18 protein-coding genes are annotated in these 17,425 nt (G+C 65.0%); 13 read left to right on the forward strand and 5 right to left on the reverse strand.

The genetic code is table 11. The features are described from left to right. From ACRB8A_RS04640 to ACRB8A_RS04655, 4 genes are all read left to right on the forward strand, one after another. Complete coding sequence (locus ACRB8A_RS04640) at positions 1–996, forward strand: ABC transporter permease (RefSeq protein WP_050683890.1); 996 nt, start codon at positions 1–3, stop codon at positions 994–996. A gap of 74 nt (positions 997–1,070) precedes the next feature. After that, positions 1,071–1,940 carry a carbohydrate ABC transporter permease gene (locus ACRB8A_RS04645; protein WP_432246012.1) on the forward strand — a complete coding sequence of 290 codons (870 nt, stop codon included), beginning with the start codon at positions 1,071–1,073 and terminating at the stop codon, positions 1,938–1,940. 21 nt (positions 1,941–1,961) lie between these two features. After that, positions 1,962–3,581, forward strand: coding sequence for an extracellular solute-binding protein (locus ACRB8A_RS04650; protein ID WP_432245688.1), 1,620 nt, complete (start codon positions 1,962–1,964; stop codon positions 3,579–3,581). A 49-nt stretch (positions 3,582–3,630) separates the two neighbouring features. Continuing rightward, positions 3,631–4,314: a DUF624 domain-containing protein gene (locus tag ACRB8A_RS04655; RefSeq protein WP_432245689.1), complete on the forward strand. Its 684-nt coding sequence runs from the start codon at positions 3,631–3,633 to the stop codon at positions 4,312–4,314. A 35-nt stretch (positions 4,315–4,349) separates the two neighbouring features. Here ACRB8A_RS04655 and ACRB8A_RS04660 read toward each other — a convergent pair whose 3' ends face one another. After that, on the reverse strand, positions 4,350–6,713 hold the full coding sequence (locus ACRB8A_RS04660; RefSeq protein WP_432245690.1) for a glycoside hydrolase family 3 N-terminal domain-containing protein: 2,364 nt from the start codon (positions 6,711–6,713) through the stop codon (positions 4,350–4,352). 235 nt (positions 6,714–6,948) lie between these two features. Here ACRB8A_RS04660 and ACRB8A_RS04665 point away from each other — a divergent pair, with 235 nt between their 5' ends. Genes ACRB8A_RS04665 through ACRB8A_RS04680 form a run of 4 tightly spaced genes read left to right on the forward strand, consistent with a single transcriptional unit; the run spans position 6,949 to position 10,892 of the window. Next, positions 6,949–8,067 carry a Gfo/Idh/MocA family protein gene (locus ACRB8A_RS04665; protein WP_432245691.1) on the forward strand — a complete coding sequence of 373 codons (1,119 nt, stop codon included), beginning with the start codon at positions 6,949–6,951 and terminating at the stop codon, positions 8,065–8,067. 26 nt (positions 8,068–8,093) lie between these two features. After that, positions 8,094–9,098, forward strand: coding sequence for a PmoA family protein (locus ACRB8A_RS04670; RefSeq protein ID WP_432245692.1), 1,005 nt, complete (start codon positions 8,094–8,096; stop codon positions 9,096–9,098). 2 nt (positions 9,099–9,100) lie between these two features. Further along, a complete protein-coding gene (locus tag ACRB8A_RS04675; protein ID WP_285241463.1) occupies positions 9,101–9,832 on the forward strand; it encodes a cupin domain-containing protein in 732 nt (243 codons plus the stop codon). Between the two features lie 31 nt (positions 9,833–9,863). Further along, positions 9,864–10,892: a LacI family DNA-binding transcriptional regulator gene (locus ACRB8A_RS04680; RefSeq protein ID WP_432245693.1), complete on the forward strand. Its 1,029-nt coding sequence runs from the start codon at positions 9,864–9,866 to the stop codon at positions 10,890–10,892. Here ACRB8A_RS04680 and ACRB8A_RS04685 read toward each other — a convergent pair. Further along, positions 10,889–11,281: a VOC family protein gene (locus tag ACRB8A_RS04685; protein WP_050683883.1), complete on the reverse strand. Its 393-nt coding sequence runs from the start codon at positions 11,279–11,281 to the stop codon at positions 10,889–10,891. The genes ACRB8A_RS04680 and ACRB8A_RS04685 overlap by 4 nt on opposite strands. A gap of 191 nt (positions 11,282–11,472) precedes the next feature. On the opposite strand from ACRB8A_RS04685, the gene ACRB8A_RS04690 reads away from it, so the two are divergent. After that, positions 11,473–12,579 (forward strand): GmrSD restriction endonuclease domain-containing protein, encoded by a 1,107-nt coding sequence (locus ACRB8A_RS04690; RefSeq protein ID WP_285241393.1) that lies wholly within the window; start codon positions 11,473–11,475, stop codon positions 12,577–12,579. Here ACRB8A_RS04690 and ACRB8A_RS04695 read toward each other — a convergent pair. Continuing rightward, entirely contained in the window at positions 12,531–13,058 is a 528-nt protein-coding gene (locus tag ACRB8A_RS04695) for a hypothetical protein (protein ID WP_197273497.1), read from the reverse strand. The genes ACRB8A_RS04690 and ACRB8A_RS04695 overlap by 49 nt on opposite strands. Before the next feature lie 145 nt (positions 13,059–13,203). Between ACRB8A_RS04695 and ACRB8A_RS04700 the strand changes: the two genes are divergently transcribed. Beyond that, positions 13,204–13,683 carry a hypothetical protein gene (locus ACRB8A_RS04700; protein ID WP_050683881.1) on the forward strand — a complete coding sequence of 160 codons (480 nt, stop codon included), beginning with the start codon at positions 13,204–13,206 and terminating at the stop codon, positions 13,681–13,683. A gap of 15 nt (positions 13,684–13,698) precedes the next feature. Here the strand turns inward: ACRB8A_RS04700 and ACRB8A_RS04705 are convergent, their stop codons facing one another. After that, a complete protein-coding gene (locus ACRB8A_RS04705) occupies positions 13,699–14,136 on the reverse strand; it encodes a polyketide cyclase (RefSeq protein WP_050683880.1) in 438 nt (145 codons plus the stop codon). Between the two features lie 92 nt (positions 14,137–14,228). Here ACRB8A_RS04705 and ACRB8A_RS04710 point away from each other — a divergent pair, with 92 nt between their 5' ends. Further along, on the forward strand, positions 14,229–14,813 hold the full coding sequence (locus ACRB8A_RS04710) for a GNAT family N-acetyltransferase (protein WP_162242786.1): 585 nt from the start codon (positions 14,229–14,231) through the stop codon (positions 14,811–14,813). A gap of 40 nt (positions 14,814–14,853) precedes the next feature. On the opposite strand, the gene ACRB8A_RS04715 is transcribed toward ACRB8A_RS04710, so the two are convergent. Next, positions 14,854–15,381, reverse strand: a complete 528-nt coding sequence (locus ACRB8A_RS04715; protein WP_432245694.1) for a DUF3995 domain-containing protein — start codon at positions 15,379–15,381, stop codon at positions 14,854–14,856. Positions 15,382–16,222: 841 nt separating this feature from the next. On the opposite strand from ACRB8A_RS04715, the gene ACRB8A_RS04720 reads away from it, so the two are divergent. Continuing rightward, positions 16,223–16,906: a DUF4166 domain-containing protein gene (locus ACRB8A_RS04720; RefSeq protein ID WP_432245695.1), complete on the forward strand. Its 684-nt coding sequence runs from the start codon at positions 16,223–16,225 to the stop codon at positions 16,904–16,906. Positions 16,907–16,936: 30 nt separating this feature from the next. Next, the gene (locus ACRB8A_RS04725) at positions 16,937–17,314 is read left to right on the forward strand and encodes a hypothetical protein (protein WP_050683876.1); all 378 of its coding nucleotides are present in this window, start codon (positions 16,937–16,939) and stop codon (positions 17,312–17,314) included. The last annotated feature ends 111 nt before the right edge of the window (positions 17,315–17,425 follow it).

The following is a 17,425-nucleotide window of genomic DNA, read 5'->3' on the forward strand; positions in this document are numbered from 1 at the left end:
ATGGCCATGCGATTGGAAATTCCCCCCGAAGCGGTCACCGCAGACCCGCCCGGCAAAGGCGGCAAAAACAGGAACGGCGGCCGCCGCAACAAACCCGGCAGCTGGAAAGTCGCCATCACCCGTGACTGGCGGCTCTACACCCTGGTTCTGCTGCCGCTGATCTACTTTGCGGTGTTCCGCTACCTCCCCATGGCCGGGAACGTGATCGCATTCCGCCAGTTCCAGCCCGGCGGCAGCATCTTCGGCGAAAAATGGGTGGGCCTGAAGTACGTCACCTTGTTCATCAACGATCCCAGCTTCTGGCAGGCCTTCCAGAACACCATCATCCTCGGCGTCCTGACCCTGCTCTTTTGCTTCCCCATGCCCATCATCTTCGCGCTGATGCTCAATGAACTGCGCTCGCAGAAGTTCAAGAAGCTGGTCCAGACCGTGGCGTACCTGCCGCACTTTATGTCCGTGGTGATCATCGCGGGCATGATCCTGCAGAACTTCTCCATGACCGGCACGGTGAACCAGGTGGCCAATTCCCTCTTTGGCACCACCGTGAACTTCACCCAGGACGCGGGCTGGTTCCGGCCCATGTACATCAGCTCCGAGGTGTGGCAAACCATGGGCTGGGGCGCCATCCTCTACCTTGCGGCGCTGACCCGGGTGGACGAATCCCTATACGAGGCGGCCCGGATCGACGGCGCCAACCGGTGGCAGCAAACCTGGCACGTCACGCTCCCGGCCATCCGCCCCACCATCATCACCCTGCTGATCCTGAACATCGGCACGTTCATGGCTGTGGGCTTCGAGAAGATCCTGTTGATCTACAACCCGCTCAACTACGAAACCTCCGATGTCATCTCCACCTACCTGTACCGGGTGGGCCTGGAATCGAGCAACTTCAGCTACGCCGCAGCGATCGGAATGTTTGAATCCGTCATCGGCCTGACGCTGATCCTCTCCGCGAACGCGATCTCCAAGCGGCTCGCAGGAACGAGCCTGTGGTGAAAGGGACAACCATGAAGGACACCCTCCTGAAGCGGAACCGGGCCGGTAGGGACACGGGAGTCCTGGTCAAGGACATGAAGGTTTCCCGCAGCATGTGGGTCTTCCGGGGCGTGAATCTGGTCTTCCTGCTGGCCGTGCTGTTCCTGACCGTGTACCCGTTCCTGAACATCGTGGCCCAGAGCTTTTCCAGCGAAGGCTTTATCAACGCCGGGCAGGTCAACCTGTTCCCCATGGGCTTCAACGTGGAGACGTACCGGCTGATCCTGGCCGACTCCACGTTCTGGAACAACTACGGCAACACGGTGCTGTACACGGTCGTGGCCACCACCATCTCCATGGTGCTCACCACCAGCTTCGCGTACGCCATCGCCAAGAAGGACCTCAAAGGCCGCAGCGTTTTTATCGGCATCGCAGTGTTCACCATGTTCTTCAACGGCGGGCTGATCCCCAACTACGTGCTGATCAGCTCGCTGGGCATGCGGGACACCCTGTGGGCCGTGGTGCTGCCCAACGCCATCAGCGTCTTCAACCTCCTGATCATGAAGTCGTTTTTCGAGAACATGCCGCGTGAACTAGAGGAAGCCGCCGCGATTGACGGCCTCACCCAGTACGGCGTGCTGTTAAGGGTGGTACTGCCACTGAGCAAGGCGATTGTGGCCACCATGGTCCTGTTTTACGCAGTGGCCAACTGGAACTCCTGGTTCCAGGCCTTCCTCTACCTGGACAACCCGGACCTGTTCCCGGTGACCATCTACCTGCGCAACATGATCGCCGGGGTCACCACCGCAGGATCCGCGGGCGGGACGGCGGAAAACGTGGGCCAGATTGCGGCCAACATCCAATCCGTCACCATCGTCCTGACCGTCATCCCCATCCTTTGCGTCTACCCGTTTGTGCAGAAGTACTTCTTCTCGGGCGTCATGCTCGGTTCCGTCAAGGAATAACCCCTTACGAAAGGAAAGCCCATGATCCGCAGACGAGATTTCCTCGGCCTGTCCGCACTGGCAGCTTTTGGCCTGGTGGCCGCCGGCTGTGACTCCGATTCCGGCAGCAAGGTTGACACCACCAAGGCCCGCAACGGCGCGATGGACAGCTTTGGGGTGGGGGATACGTTCAAGGCGACGGTGCCGCTGAGCTTCACCTTCCTTTTCAGCGACCAGCCCACCTACCCGTATAAGAAGAACTGGCTGCTGTTCACCAAAATGGCGTCGGACAACAACGTCACCCTGGAGACCACCATCGTCCCCAGCAGCGACTACGAGCAAAAGCGTAGCCTCCTGATCAGCTCCGGCAGCGCCCCGGAAATCATCGCCAAAACCTACCCCGGCCAGGAGAGCGCCTACGTCTCGTCCGGCGCCGTCCTGCCGGTGAGCGACTACGTCGACCTGATGCCGCACTTCCAGGACAAGGTGAAGAAGTGGAAGCTGGAGGCGGAGATCGCCGGCCTGACACAGGAGGACGGGAAATACTACGTCTTGCCCGGCCTGCATGAGGAACTGTGGCCGGACTACACGCTGGCATTCCGCACGGACATCCTGGAAAAGGAAAGCATTGCCGAACCCAAAACCTGGGACGAGTTCCGTGAGGTGCTGCGGAAGCTGAAAAAGGCGTACCCGGACGTGGTGCCGTTCTCGGACCGGTTCAACGGCAACAGCGTCCTGAACATCGCCGGCAGCGCGTTCGGCACCGTGGCCGGCTGGGGCCTGGTGGACGGGCTGAGCTTCGACGAGTCCGCCAAGGAGTTCAGCTTCGGCGCCGGCAACTCCCAGTTCAAGGAGCTGGTGACGTACTTCAACTCCCTGGTGTCCGAGGGCCTGATGGACCCGGAAAGCTTCACCCAGACCGACGATTCCGCCATCCAGAAGTTCACCTCGGGCAAGTCGTTTGTTATCAGCGCCAACTCCCAAAACATCATCACCTACCGCACGTCCATGGAGCAGTCCCTGGGCAAGGGCAACTTCTCCGTCCGCAAGATCACCGTACCCGGCGGGCCGGCGGGCGACATCATCGGCGGCTCCCGGCTGGAAAACGGCATCATGCTGAACTCGTCCGTCAAGGACAAAGACAGCTTTGTGGCCCTGATGCAGTACCTGGACTGGCTTTTCTACAGCGACGCCGGCCAGGAGTTCGCCAAGTGGGGCGTGGAAGGAACCACATTCACCAAGGAGGGCGGCAAGCGCAAGCCCGCGGCAGACATCAACTTCCAGGGCCTGAACCCGGCCGGCACCAAGGACCTCCGCGTTGACTATGGTTTCTCCGGCGGCAACTTTGCCTACGGCGGCACCACCGACCTGCTGCAGTCCACCTTTAACGAGGAGGAGCTGGCCTTCCAAAAGGCGATGCAGGCCAAAAAGCCCAAGGCCGTGGCGCCGCCGGTCCCGTTCAGCGACGTGGACCGTGAACAAGCCACCCTGGTGCTCACACCGCTCAAGGACCACGTCAAGCAAAACACGCTGAAGTTCATCACGGGCCAGCGCAGCCTGGGCGAGTTCGATGCCTACCTCAAGGAGCTGGACGCCAAGGGCATGTCCAAATACGTAGAGTTGGCCAACAAGGCGTACAAGGCGTACGCGGACAAGAAGTAGGACGGACGACGGCGGCGCGCGGCTTCCGGCGGTAACCGAAAGGCAGCGCGTGGTTGCGAAGAAGACGGAGTACGGTTCCGGCCCCCTGTTCAGGGTGGCCGGAACCGTTGCCGGTGTGATGATGGGCTCCATCCTCCTAGTGGCAGCCAACGCTCCGCTCCTGCTGGTGCCTCTGCTGGGATTCCAGCCCCTGCTGCTGATCCTGGCCTGCATCCCCGTGGGGCCCGCAGTGGTGGCGGCCATGTACGCGTTTAACCGCCTGCTGGCCGGGCAGGACACCGGCGTGTTCCGGGACTTCGTCCGCGGCTACCGCCGGAACGCCGGCCAGGCGCTCCTGGTCTGGCTGCCGTACCTGGCGGTGCTCGCCGTCGTCGGGTTCAACCTCCTGGTGCTGCCGGCCGGGGACGCCGCGGCCCCGGTGGCCGGCGGTGCCCGGATCGGCCTGGTGGGGCTTGGGCTGCTGGTCCTGACGGCGGCGGCCACTGCCCTGTTGCTGCTGTCCCGGTTCACATTCCGGGTGCGGGATCTTTACCGGCTGTCCTTGTACAGCATCGGGGCCCGGAAACGGGTGTCACTGGGCAACGCGGGCATCCTGTTTGTGGCCGGATTCCTGCTGCTCATTTCCACGGCGTACCTGCTGCCGGTCATCGCCGGGGCCGTGGTGTTCCTGGTCTGCCTCAACTCCCGGCCGCTCCTGGCCTTCATTGAGGGGAAGTTCACCGCGCACCAGTGAGGCCCACCCGGACCAGGAGAGGCCCGGCTGCCTGCCTACAGCGGCGTGACCGTCACCGGTGTCAGCATTTCCCGGCCGAAGCCCACCACCGTGCGGGGGCCGTGCAAAATGACCTCATGCGTGGCAACATCAGCGGTGCTCGACGTAGCCACATGCAGCTTCACTAGTCCCGGCGTGACCACCCGCTGCAGGTCCAGGCCCGTGAAAGAGGTCCGGTCGGCGTGGACGGTGAACTCCAGTTCCGCTGACGCACCTGCGGCGAGCTCCACCCGCGCGTACCCGATCAGCTCCCGGACCGGCCGGACCACCTCGCCCACCGGGTCCGCCAGGTACAGCTGGACCACCTCGGCGCCGGCCAGGGACCCGGTGTTGGTGACGGTGCAGCCCACGGTGACGGTCCCCGTGGTGGACATGGTGGGTGCGCTCGCCGTGTGGCCGGAAAAGCCGAACGTGGTGTAGGAAAGGCCGTGGCCAAAGCCGAACAGCGGCGAGGGGTCCAGGGCGCTGACGCCGGACGCGCCGGCGAGGCTGCTGTGCAGGTAGGTGCCGGGTTGGCCGCCGGCCGTCCGGGGGACCGAAACGGGGAGTTTGCCGGTGGGGGTCCGTGCGCCCGTCAGCACATCCCACAAGGCTTCCGCCCCCTCCTCACCCGGGAAGAAGCCCTGCACCAGGGCGCCCGCCCGGTCGGCAAACTCCCCCAGCGCGTAAGGCCGGCCGCTGAGGACCACCACCACCGTCCGGGTCCCGGCAGCCTCAGCAGCGGTCAGCACCCGGTCCAGCAGCAGCCGTTGGTCCCCGGGCAGTTGCAGGTCGCCCACGTCGTTGCCTTCGCCGGAAGTGCCGCGGCCAAAGAGGCCCGCGTTATCTCCCACCACAATGACGCAGGTGTCCACGGCAGCGGCCAGGCGGCAGGCCTCCTCGATCCGGTCCTCCGGGATCACCTCGCAGGTCCCGGACGCCGCGCTCTGTACCGCCCCGCACCGGCCGGCGGCTGCCTCGGCGACGGTAGGAACAGTAATTCCCATAGGGATGTCAGGGTGCGAAGCGCCCACATGCGCATCAAAGGAATAGCAGCCCAACATGGCGAACGGGTCCTGGGACAGCGGGCCCACCACGCCCACCGACGCCAAAGCCGCAGCCGGCAGCGGAAGGGTGGGGCCGCCGTCGTGCGTCCTGTTGGTCAGCAGCACCAAGGACTGGGCTGCGATCTCCCTCGCCAGCGCCCGGTGTTCCGCGGGGTCAAGGTCGATGGTCCCGGCAGCCAGGGCAGGCGGGGCAGGGTCAAAAGCGGCGGAGAGGAGCCCGGCTTCCTGTTTCTGGGTCAGCACCCGGCGCAGTGCGGTGTCCACCAGGGCCTCGGGCACTGCACCGGATCGGACAGCCTCGAGCAGGGGTGCGCCGTAACAGTTCATGGTGGGCAGTTCCACATCCACGCCTGCGGCAAGCGCCAAGGCAGCGGCCTCGCCCGAATCGGCGGCCACGCCGTGGGTGGCGTTCAGGAAGGCGATGCCGAAGTAGTCTGCCACCACGGTGCCGCTGAATCCCCATTCGTCCCGCAGCAGCGCGGTGAGCAACGCCCGGTTCGCGGCGGCCGGAACGCCGTCTGTGTCCGTGTAGGCGTGCATCACCGAGCGCGCCCCGCCATGCCGGATCGCCATTTCAAAGGGCGGCAGCATCACATCTGCCAGTTCACGCGGGCCCATGGAAACAGGGGCGTGGTTGCGCCCGGCGCGCGAGGCGGAGTAGCCCACAAAGTGCTTGAGCGTGGCTACGATGCCGGTCTCCTCAAGTCCGCCGACGTAGGCGGACGCCACCGTGCCCACCAGGTAGGGGTCCTCGCCGATGGTTTCCTCCACGCGACCCCACCGCAGGTCGCGGACCACGTCCAGTACGGGGGCCAGTCCCTGGTGGACGCCGAGGGCGCGCATCTGCCCGCCGATCAGCCCGGCCATGCGCCGGACCAGGCCGGGGTTGAAGGTGGCGCCCCATGCCAGCGGGACCGGGAACGCCGTGGCTTTCCACGCCGCCAGCCCGGCCAGGCATTCCTCATGGACCTGGGCCGGAATACCGAAGCGGGAGGCGGCCATGATCTGTTCCTGGGCTGCTGCCAGCCGCCGGGCGCCTTCGAGTGGCTCCACCGGGACTGTCCCGTACATGCGGGTGATCTGGCCCAGGCCTTGGGAGATCATTTCCTCCCAGGTCCGTTCGTCGCCTGCCATTTCGTTCTGCAGCGGTGCCACGGAATCGCCGTCGGTGGAGGCGTTCACCCAGACGCCTGCCAGTTGGGCCAGCTTTTCCGGGAGCGTCATCTGGAGCATCAGGCGTTCGACGGTGGCGCCTGGGTCCGCAGGATCCTGCGCCAAGGGGAAGGCTTGTTTTTCGGCGGCACCGCTGGTCACGGGCTTCTCCTCAGTGTTGGCTATCAATTTCTAAGAAAGTATCAGAAAATTCCAGTAAGTTTCTAGGGGCAAAGTCCTTGACGTGGCTGTGAGCGCGTCCCTACGGTTGAGGAGAGGCCGAAAACGTGCCTTGACGGCTCGGCAGAAACTTATGCGCAGAGATGGAAACTTTCATCCCGAGAGTCCGTGACAGTCCACCTGCGCAACGAACATCCACTGCAATGACGGAGAAAACATGCGGACGTACAGAGTGGCCATCGTCGGAACCGGCGGCATCGCGGCGGTGCACGCCGACAACCTCTCCCGGACCGGAGGGCGGGCGGAGCTGGTAGCCGCCTGCGACGTGGACCGGGAACGGCTGGACGCGTTTGCCGGGCAGCACGGAATTCCCGGCCGCTACCTAACGCTGACTGAACTGCTGCAGGAGGCAAAACCGGATGTGGTGCACCTGTGTACCCCGCCGATGCTGCACATTGACCAGGCCATCGAATGCCTTGAAGCGGGCGTGCACGTCCTGTCGGAGAAGCCGCCTGCCCTGAGCCTTGCAGATTTTGACCGGCTCGATAAGGCACAGGCCCGCGGTGGAGCGCAGTTCTCCTGCGTGTTCCAGCACCGGTTCGGCGATGCGTCAGCCGCGGCGCAGCAGCTGATCGGCGGCAGCGATTTCGGCCGTCCGCTGGTGGCCCGCTGCGATACCCTCTGGTACCGCCCGGACAGCTACTGGGACCTTCCGTGGCGCGGAACCTGGAATGCTGAAGGCGGCGGCCCCACCATGGGCCACGGGATCCACCAGTTCGATCTGCTCCTGCATCTGATGGGCCCGTGGGCCGAGGTCACTGCCATTGCGTCCCGGCAGGACCGGGCCACCTCTACGGAAGACCTGTCCGCAGCAATCGTCCGCTTCGAAAACGGCGCCGTGGCCACCATCATCAATTCGCTGCTCTCGCCCCGGGAAACCTCGGACATCAGGATCGACTGCGAGTTCGCCACAGTGGAGCTCAGCCACCTATACGGCTACAGCACGGACAACTGGACCGTGACTGCCGCGCCCGGCCACGAGGATGCAGTGGCCGGGGCATGGAGTGCGCAGCCTTTGGAGCGGGGCAGCGGCCATGTGGCGCAGTTCCTGGCCATGTATGACGCGCTCGACGCCGGCCGGCCGCTTCCGGCGGGCGCCGCCTCAGCACGGCAAACCCTTGAGCTTGCTGCCGCGATCTACGCTTCGGCGTTCACCGGCGCCGCGGTGAGCCGCGGTCAGATTGTGCCGGGCCACCCGTTCTATACCGGCATGGACGGGGAGGGACTGGGCAGCCGCGTGCTGGACGGGACCGCCCTTCGCGCTGCCAGCATCTGACCCAACCACTTTTTCAGGAGAAAACCATGAGCACCCTTGCAACCACCACCGGCCAGGTGAGCCACACCGATGACGGCGCCGCGCTCGCGTTTACCGTCGATGGCCGCCCCATCGCCACCTATACCTACCGGCCCACCGATGACCAGTACGAAAGCCCCCGGCCGTTTTTCCACCCGCTCACCACCCTGGGCGGGGACGAGGTGACCATCTCGCGGCCGTGGGACCACGTCTGGCACAAGGGCCTGTCCTGGGCACTGCCCAACGTGGGCAAGGACAACTTCTGGGGCGGCGCCACCTACACCCGCGCCACGGAGTACGCCAACCTGGACAACAACGGCGCCATGACCCACCAGGACTTCGGGGCGATCGAGGAATCCGCGGGCGGCATCACGGCAACCGAATCACTGGCCTGGTCCGCCCAGGACGGAGCCCCGGTTATTGCCGAGGACCGGCGGTTCCGTATCGAAGTCCTCGCTGACTCCGGCGCCGCCAGCTCCGCCGGCGCCCACGATGGGGACACAGCGGCTGAAGATAAGGCCCCGGGAACCGGCGCGTACGCCATCCTCTTCGAGACCACCATGCGCAACACCTCCGGTGCCACCATCACCTTCGGCAGCCCCACCACCGAAGGCCGGAACAACGCCGGCTACGGCGGCTTGTTCTGGCGGGGCCCGCGGTCCTTCACCGGCGGCGAATTCCGGAACGCGGACGGAACCGGCGCGGATGAGTTTATGGGCACCCGGACCCCCTGGATAGCCTTCACCGGCAAGCATGATGACAGTTGCCGGCAGTCCACCATCGCGTTTGTGGAAGATCCGGCAAATCCGGGCGCGCCCAACCAATGGTTTGCGCGTTCCTCGATGTTCGCCTGCCTGGGCTCAGCCCCGTTCTTCAGCGTGGAAGTGCCCCTGGCGGATGGCGGGTCACTCACGTACAGGTACGCCGTGGTGATTGCCGACGGCGGCGTGGACGCGGACCGCGCCGAAGCTTTGGCGGGAGCCGCGCAGGCAGCCCTGGCGGGGTGGGCGTGAGCATCGCCTCCAGTTTCCCCGGCGCCACGGGGGTTTCCGAAGTCAGCATTTATGACTGGCCCGGCGCCGACGGTGCAGCAGGCGGGTCCCCGCACATGCACACGGCTTCCACCGAGGCATACGTGGTACTGAGCGGGGCCGGCCGGTTGGAAACCCTGGATTCACGCGGATTCACCTCCACGCCCCTGCGGCCAGGAGTGGTGCTGTGGTTCACCCCGGGAACGGTCCACCGGGCCATCAATGACTCCGGCGATCTCACCGTCCTGGTGGTGATGCAAAACGCCGGGCTGCCGGAACACGGGGACGCCGTGATGACCTTCCCGGGCGCCCATCTGGCTGATCCTGAGGCGTACCGACGAGCGGCGGCGCTGGAGATTAAGGATGCCGACGCGGGACTGGGGGCGGGCGAGGAGGCCGCCCGCCGGCGTCGTGACCTGGCGTTGGCGGGTTATTTGGAGCTGAAGGACGCCGTGCTGGCGTCCGGACCTGAAGCCCTGGCGGACTTCCACGCCGCGGCGGCTGCTTTGGTGGCCGGCAAAACCTCCGCCTGGGCCCGGTTGCTGGAGCAGGGGGCGGCGCGCCAGGCGGAAACCACCCGCGGACAGCTGGCGTCTCTGGACGCGGCCGAAAGTTTCTATTTGGGAGCCGCCCGAACTACCATGGGAAAACGGGAAAACCATAGGATCTACGGCATGTGCGGGCGAATCCAAACATGGGAACTTTCCGATAACTAGTACCGGGCCGGCCCGGGGAACAGGCGGCGGCGTGAGCAAGCAGGAAACCGGGCGCGCAACCATCAGCGAGATTGCCCGGGAAGCGGGGGTGTCCGTCCCCACGGTGTCGAAAGTGCTGAACGGGCACGCCCATGTGGCGGCAGAAACCCGGGCCCGGGTGGAGGAAATCATCGCCCGGCGCGACTACGCCCGCCGCCCCGCCAAGCGCCGGCAAAAGGCCGGCCTGGTGGACCTGGTGTTCCCCGGGCTGGGCTCCGAGTGGGCGCTGGAGATCATTGAGGGCGTGGAGCGGGTGGCGCAGGACGCCGGCTACGGCACTGTGGTGAGCAGCCTGAGCATGGACGGTTCCCGGATCCGTCCGTGGCTGGCCAACCTGGCGGAACGCAAATCGGACGGGCTGCTGATGGCCGTTTACCAGCTTGATGCCAAGCAGATCCAGCGGATCAAATCACTCGGGATCCCCGTGGTACTGATCGACCCTGTGGGCCAGCCGGGTCCGGACCTTATGACCGTAGGAGCAGCCAACTGGGACGGTGCGTTTTCCGCCACGGAGCACCTGCTGCAGCTGGGACACCGACGAATCGCAATGATCGGCGGCCGCGAGGACCTGCAGTGCAGCAGCGCCCGTGAGGACGGGTACGTCTCCGCACTCCGCCGGGCAGGCATTGCAGCGGACCCCGCGCTGATGCTGCCGGGGGACTTCTCCATCGGTGCCGGCGAGTCCGCCACCCGGAAGCTTCTGGAGCTGCCGGACCGGCCCACGGCGATCTTCACCGGAAACGATGACCAGGCCCTGGGAGCCTACCGGGCAGCCCGTGCTGCGGGCCTGCGCATCCCGGACGACCTGTCCATCATCGGATTTGACGATATCCCTGCGGCGGAGTGGATCGAGCCAGGCCTGACCACCGTCCGCCAGCCTGTGGTGCAGATGGCCGAAACCGCCATGCGGGCATTGCTCCGACACCTGGACGGGGACGAGGAACTGCCGCAGCGGATCGAGCTGGGCACCGAGCTGGTGGTGCGCGGCTCAACGGCGCCGCCGGGTGCCACGGCCGCCTAGATCTGGTGCGCGTCCCGGACCGAAGGGGGAGTCTGGCCCTGGAGGACCCAGCGGTTGCCGTCCGGATCGCTGAAGTAGGCAAACAGGACACCGCCCATGTCCTGCACGTCGCTGATTTCGGCACCCCGGCCCAGCAGGTCCGTGCGCAGCGCCGGCAAATCCGGGGACACCAGTTGCAGGCCTTCCAGGCTCCCGGGTGCCATCGACGTCATGCCCGTTCCGATCACGATGGACGTGGCGGAACCCGGGGGTGTCAGCTGGACCACCCGCATGCCGGGAATGTGCTCAACGTCGTGGTCCAGCGCGAACCCCAGCTTTTCCGTGTAAAAGGCTTTGGCCCTGTCGACGTCCGAGACGGGCACCTGGACAACTTCGAGTCGCATCTGCATGGGCGCCACTCTACAGTCCGGCGCATCGGCGCGGAATAGCAGGCTGGACCCCAAAAAACTCTGACTTCCGGCGGACGCGCGAGGGCAGCGGAACGCTCTTTTCCGTGGCTGGCGCCTAAGCTGCCTGACGGCACATCTGCCGGTACACAACGGGCTGCGCGCGCAGCGGGCCTTCATTAAATGGGGAAAGCATGTCGAACCACCAGGCCCTCGCGGGTCCTGCTCCGTCCGTCCTGACGCCGGCGCCGCCGAAGAAGCCGCGCAGGTCCACCTTCATCGTCGGTGGCGCAACCGCCGTTTTCCTGGCACTGATGATCGTCGGGGGCTTAACGGCCACACCCCGTTCCGACGGCGCCGACCAGGAAGCGGCCGCCGTCGAAGCCACGGCTACGCCAGCCAGCGCGGCAGCAAGTGTGACGGCGTCAGCCGGCCCGGCGCCGTCGGCCGATCCGACGGTTCAGGTAACCGGTGCACCCCTGGACCCGGAATCGCCCCCCGCCCTGACGCCGGGCTTAAGCGCGGCGGCGCCAAACGCCCAGCCCGCTTACGGCACCAAGGCCGCTGACCTGCTGGCCACGCTGCCCATCAAGGGCCGCGCGCCCAGGACCGGGTACGACCGCGCGCTCTTCGGGCAGGCGTGGGCGGACGTGGACCGCAACGGCTGCGACACCCGCAACGACATCCTCCAACGGGACCTGACCGGGATCGTGTTTACCAACAGTGTGCCCTGCAAGGTCCAGTCCGGAACCTTGGCGGACCCCTACACCGGCCGAAGCATCAGCTTCCTCCGCGGCCCAGCCACCAGCACCGCCGTCCAGATCGACCACGTGGTGGCGCTCAGCGATGCCTGGCAAAAGGGGGCGCAGCAGCTGAGCACGGAGCAGCGCACGTCGTTGGCCAATGATCCGCTGAACCTGCAGGCAACTGACGGTCCCACCAACCAGCAAAAGAGCGACGGCGACGCCGCCACCTGGCTGCCACCGGACAAGGGATTCCGCTGTGAGTATGTGGCCCGCCAAATCTCCGTAAAGGCGACCTACTCGCTGTGGGTCACGCAGCCGGAGCATAATGCGATGGCCACCATCCTGGCCGACTGCTCAGGCCAGTTGGCGCCGACAAACCAGCAGGCACCTGCGCCCGTTGTGCCTGAGCCTGTAGCTCCGGCACCTGCCCCGGATGCCACCTACTTCTCGAGCTGTGCGGCAGCCAAGGCTGCCGGTGCTGCGCCGTTGTACTCAGGCCAGGCCGGCTACCGTGCGGGCTTGGACGGGGACAACGACGGAGTTGCCTGCGAATAGCCCCGACCAGCGGTGCCTGAATCCCGGGTGGTGGACCGATAAGCGTTGTCGATGAGCGGTGTCAGCTCCTCGAGAACGGTCCGGTTCCCCGGAAGCAGCACGTGGGCGAGGAACTCGGATTCCAGGGTGGCAACCCCCTCCGCAACAGCGGCGAGCTTGGCGTCCACCGCCAGGGAAAATGCGTGCCAGAACTTGCGGGCCGAGCGTTCCTGGCGTTTTGTCGCCAGATCAGGGCCGGCGGCCGCCCCGCTGCCCGTGCGGCCATGCGGGCCCAGCGCGGGTTCCGGAACCGCCAAAACAATACGGAACTGGCGGTCGCCAGCCGCGAAAGCCAACGCCATAACAGCACCCTCGCTGCTGAACCGGATGGCCGTTGCACCATAGGCGTGGAGTGCCTGTTCGATGTGCTCCCGGGAGGCCTTGCTGCTGAACGAGTCGCCGCGGGTGTAAAAGGCTCGCGAAGCGGCGATGGTCGTCATTGCTCCACTATGCGCTTCTTTTCACCGTCATGTGACGGTTCGGGAATAAAACCGGTTTCTTTGGGGGGGGCGGGTGCCGATCACACGAATAGGTCTATGGTTAGGCGGACCGGTACTTGCCGGGTTAAACCCTCAAGGAGGGTGCATGAGCTCCATCCAGTCCAGCTCGTCCCAGTTCATGCGGTATTTGGAAAGCGTGGGCGGCTCGGAAGCCGACGTCACAGGACCAAATTACGTGGTCAGCGACACCGACACTGTGGAGAGCGTGGTTTCCAGATTGCGGATGGAGCAGTATGCCAACGGTGGGCGACGGCGGGATCCCGCCATTCTTCACGCGTCCGCCCAGGTGCTGATCAGCAGGCGCGATGAACGCTCTACCGGCCACGGCCACGACGTTTCCCGCGAAGGTGCGTATCAACTCGACATTCATCACGGCGGTGTCGAACCCACCAGGGAAAGCATTCCGCGGTCTGATCTGAATGAGGCGAAAGCGTGGGCCATGTCCCGGCTTGACGCCGAAGGGGCCGACTTCGGGGCCATTTACTTTCCTTCAGGTGGGAAAGGCGGGCCGGGAACAGGCGCCCTCACGTTCCGGTTCGACCGCGCCGTTGGCTGGTATCACTAGCTAAGTACGGGCGCGCTAGCGGTGCGGCAGCTTTTCCGGCGATTCGGTGGGGCCGGCTTGGTGCTCGAGGAGGGTCTTCAACCGGGCCAGGTCAAGTCGAACCAGGCGAGCGTCCTCCTCGAATTCGGCGTCAGTCATGCCTGGCCGCCGGAAGATGGAGAACACAACCTCGGCGCCTTTATTGTTGCGGAGTACACGCAGCGGATTATGTACCACTGTTCCGTCCGGCAGCGTCACGTCGTGATCGAGGATGCCCCACTCAGTAGGGCCAACGAACTTCACCTCGACGGATCCCATCGGGGAATCGGTAACCCAACGGCCGCCGTCGTTCCGGATGCCGGTACTCAACCCGGCTGCCCACAGCGGAAGGTTCCGCGGCTCGGCGGCGAAGGCGATGACCGCCTCAAATCCTGCGTCGATTGATTGGGAGATGTGAACTACCGGCCAGGTCATGGACCCTGAATCTACCAGTCACCGGTTCCCGTGGTTGAGCTTTCCGGGCCTGCCGATGTCAGGAAAGGCGGCTGGCGCTGAGAGGATGGACCGTGACGTCGACCATCCCGAGCAGTACCGCTCGACTCGTTTTGTCCCCGCTCTCGACCGACGATATCGACGATGTGTTTGTTGTGTACGGCGATCCGGCAACCTGGGAGCATCTTCCGTCCGGGCGGCATACTGCACGCGAGCAATCGGAAGCACTGGCACGGCGCCACCGGCAGAGTTGGGAACGAGCAGGTCTCGGTCCGTGGGCTGTCAGGATCAGCGGGGCCGGTGCCGATGAGGACCTGCCCGCCGGAACGTTCATCGGAGCCGGAGGGGTGTCCATGACGGAGGGTGGTGTGTGGAACCTCGGGTATCGTCTGACTCCACGGAGCTGGGGGCGGGGTCTCGCCACCGAACTGGCTGAGGCCGCAGTGACAGCTGCAGGTGCGGCACTCCCCTTGGTGCCGGTGACGGCCCGAATACTCTCCAATAACCGCGCTTCCTCTGTCGTAGCGCAACGGGCTGGACTCGCTCGCCGCTGGGAAGGGCCCACCACGGGCATCGGCACTGAGTTGGCGCGCTGGGAGATCTATGCAGACCGGGTACTCACGGAGTCCCAGCTTGAATGGCTCATCGCGCGCAATTAAACGAATGGCAATCGGAAAGTCCTGCTTACTCGCACGGGACTCATCCTAGCGACGGGCTTTCGGGGGCCCGGCTGCAGAGCAACCACACCATCAGGGCAACACCCCAAATGAGGAAAAGCGGGTCCCAAAGAAAAACATGGCCCGCCATCGCTGCACGGTCAAAACCGCCGTCAACGGGGGTGGCTCCCAGCAGGACCGCGCCACTGACAGCGATATTCAGGCCGCCGTAGACCACCAACACAGGGGCGCCGGCCCAGCAGACGCCCCGCCAGACCCGTGGCCACGGCGCCCGGCCTGCTTCTACCGCCAAGGGAATGACCGCTGCCAGCAGTTTCACCAGACCGACGGCGCCCAGCACCAGGCCGGTCACGGCAGGAGCGTCTTCCACGGCCTTGACTGCCCATGCGCCCACCGTCCCCAGCAGCCAGCGGCCCCCGAAGGCCCAGTAAAAGCTCGAAGCAGCATGCAGCACTCCGGCACAGCACGCCATCACAACGGCGATGCGCGCGATCCTTGCGCTGTGTTCCGACGTGCGGCGGCCTGTGTTGGTTGAACCCGTGGAGGTCATACGCCGAGGATAGTCCGGGTGTGCGGACGCTTATGATTCTCAGATGGGGGAAAGTCCAGTGCGGAGGAGATCCGCAGCGCGCAAACCGATTTACGTTGAAACCTGCATCCGGGCCGATATGGAACGCATCTGGGAGTTGAGCCAGGACCCGGATCTGCACCCGCGCTGGGACCTCCGCTTTTCCGGGATAGTCCCTGAGGCAGCCGACCCCGACGGGCGCCTACGGTTCCGGTATGAGTTCCGGCTGCCGTTGCACACGATCCGCGGAACCGGCATCTCCCTCGGCAGCCGGCACCGGGCGGATGGTCAGGCCACATCCGTGCTCAGGTTCACTACCGCCGACGTGCTGTCTCCGATCGGCGAAGGATCAGGGTACTGGCGGTATATCCCCACGGACCGGGGCGTGCGGTTTATCACCGGGTACAACTACAGCCCGGGGATGGGGAGGATCGGAACAATCTTCGATGCACACCTCATCCGGCCGGCGCTGGGCTGGGCCACAGCCCTCAGCTTTGACCGGCTGCGGCTGTGGGCGGAATCAGGCATCGAGCCCGAACGGGCACGCAACCGGTGGATCATGGACGCCGCGGCACGAACTTGTGCCGTGGCCGGCGGCCTGGAAATGTTCCGCAGGGCCGTAGGACGCAGACGAGGAAGTTGGGCGTTGATTTCCGGTGCCGCCGTGCTCGCTGCGTTTTTGGTCCCGCCACATTGGACGGTACCCAGGGCTTCGCGCTGCCTCCGACAGGCGCCGGACCACCATTCCGGTAGGGCCCCCTCGGCCCTCAGCGATTTGCCGTCCCCATCGGCTGCCGACAGCTGAAGAAGGAGCAAAAAAACCATGGCTTCAATTTTCGAACTCGCCCTTGGGCCCGACTTCGCGAAGCTGCACCCGATGCTGCAGAAACGCTTTGGCGTCGACGTCGGGAGCGCCTATGCGTGCATCGGTGAAGGGGTCTTCTCGGAAGTACGCAGCGGTGGCTGGTGGACGCTCCCGTTCCTTCTCCTCGGCGCCCATCGGAACATCCTTTTTCCTGACCAGGGAACGGATATCCCGTTCACGATTGAGAACTATCCCTACCTTGACGGGTTCGGCAGGCCCACGGTTACCTTCGTCAGAACCCTGGCGCTTCCCAACTCGCGGAAGCACCGTTTCGACGCCACCATGGTCTACAGTCCCGGGCGCGGTTGCATCGTTGACTACCTCGGCACACACCAGCACTTGGCAACGGACCTCAAACTGAACGTCCTGGCGGACGGATCGCTGCACCTTCAGACAACAGCCCAGCGCTTCTATGAAGGCTTCCTGGGCTTCACTTTTCCCTCCGGCCTGACCGGCACCGCTGATCTCCATGAAAACTTTGACGACGAGCGGGGTGTTTACACCATCCAGATGCAGGTCCGGAATCCGCTGCTGGGGTTCCTCTTCGGGTACCGCGGCGAGTTCACCTGCACTTTTCCAGCCCTCACGGACGAGCCATTTCCGGACCACCTCAAACCCGTCCGGGAGGAAATCCGTGAGTAGCAAGCAAGGAGCTGCCACAAGGATCCACGGATGACCTCCCAACAGCGTGTAGCCATCAGCGGTTCATTACTTGCCCTCGGCTTGGTCTTGATCGCCTGGGTTGGCTCCCTACTCTGGTCTGCCATCGATGAGGGGGCCGTTCCCTCCGACTCGGCGTTCCATGCGATTCCGCCGCCCAGCGCAGTAGAGGAAATTTCCACGCAATGCGGATCAGGCGGCTGCTGGCGGGAAATGGTGGTGGACGTTGAACCGCGGCAGACGGCACAGTCGCTTGCAGCCGAAATGGGGCTGACGTCGGAAAGCTGCGAGCCCCTCAACCTGTGGACGCTGAGGGAGACCTGCACCGGGATTTCCAGTGACCGCGGGGAGCTCAAGATCTACCTGCGGTATTCCTCCCCCATCTCCTAGTGAACGGATGTTTGACTATGGATTGGTCCTTCCACGTCGATGATCCCGACGCGGTGCTCAAAAGCCCGCCCGCGGAAACGAGCTGTAGCGCTCAGACGTCGAACCGGATAA

Origin of the sequence: Arthrobacter sp. G.S.26 (assembly GCF_050847375.1) — a bacterium.
Taxonomy (GTDB): Bacteria; Actinomycetota; Actinomycetes; order Actinomycetales; family Micrococcaceae; genus Arthrobacter.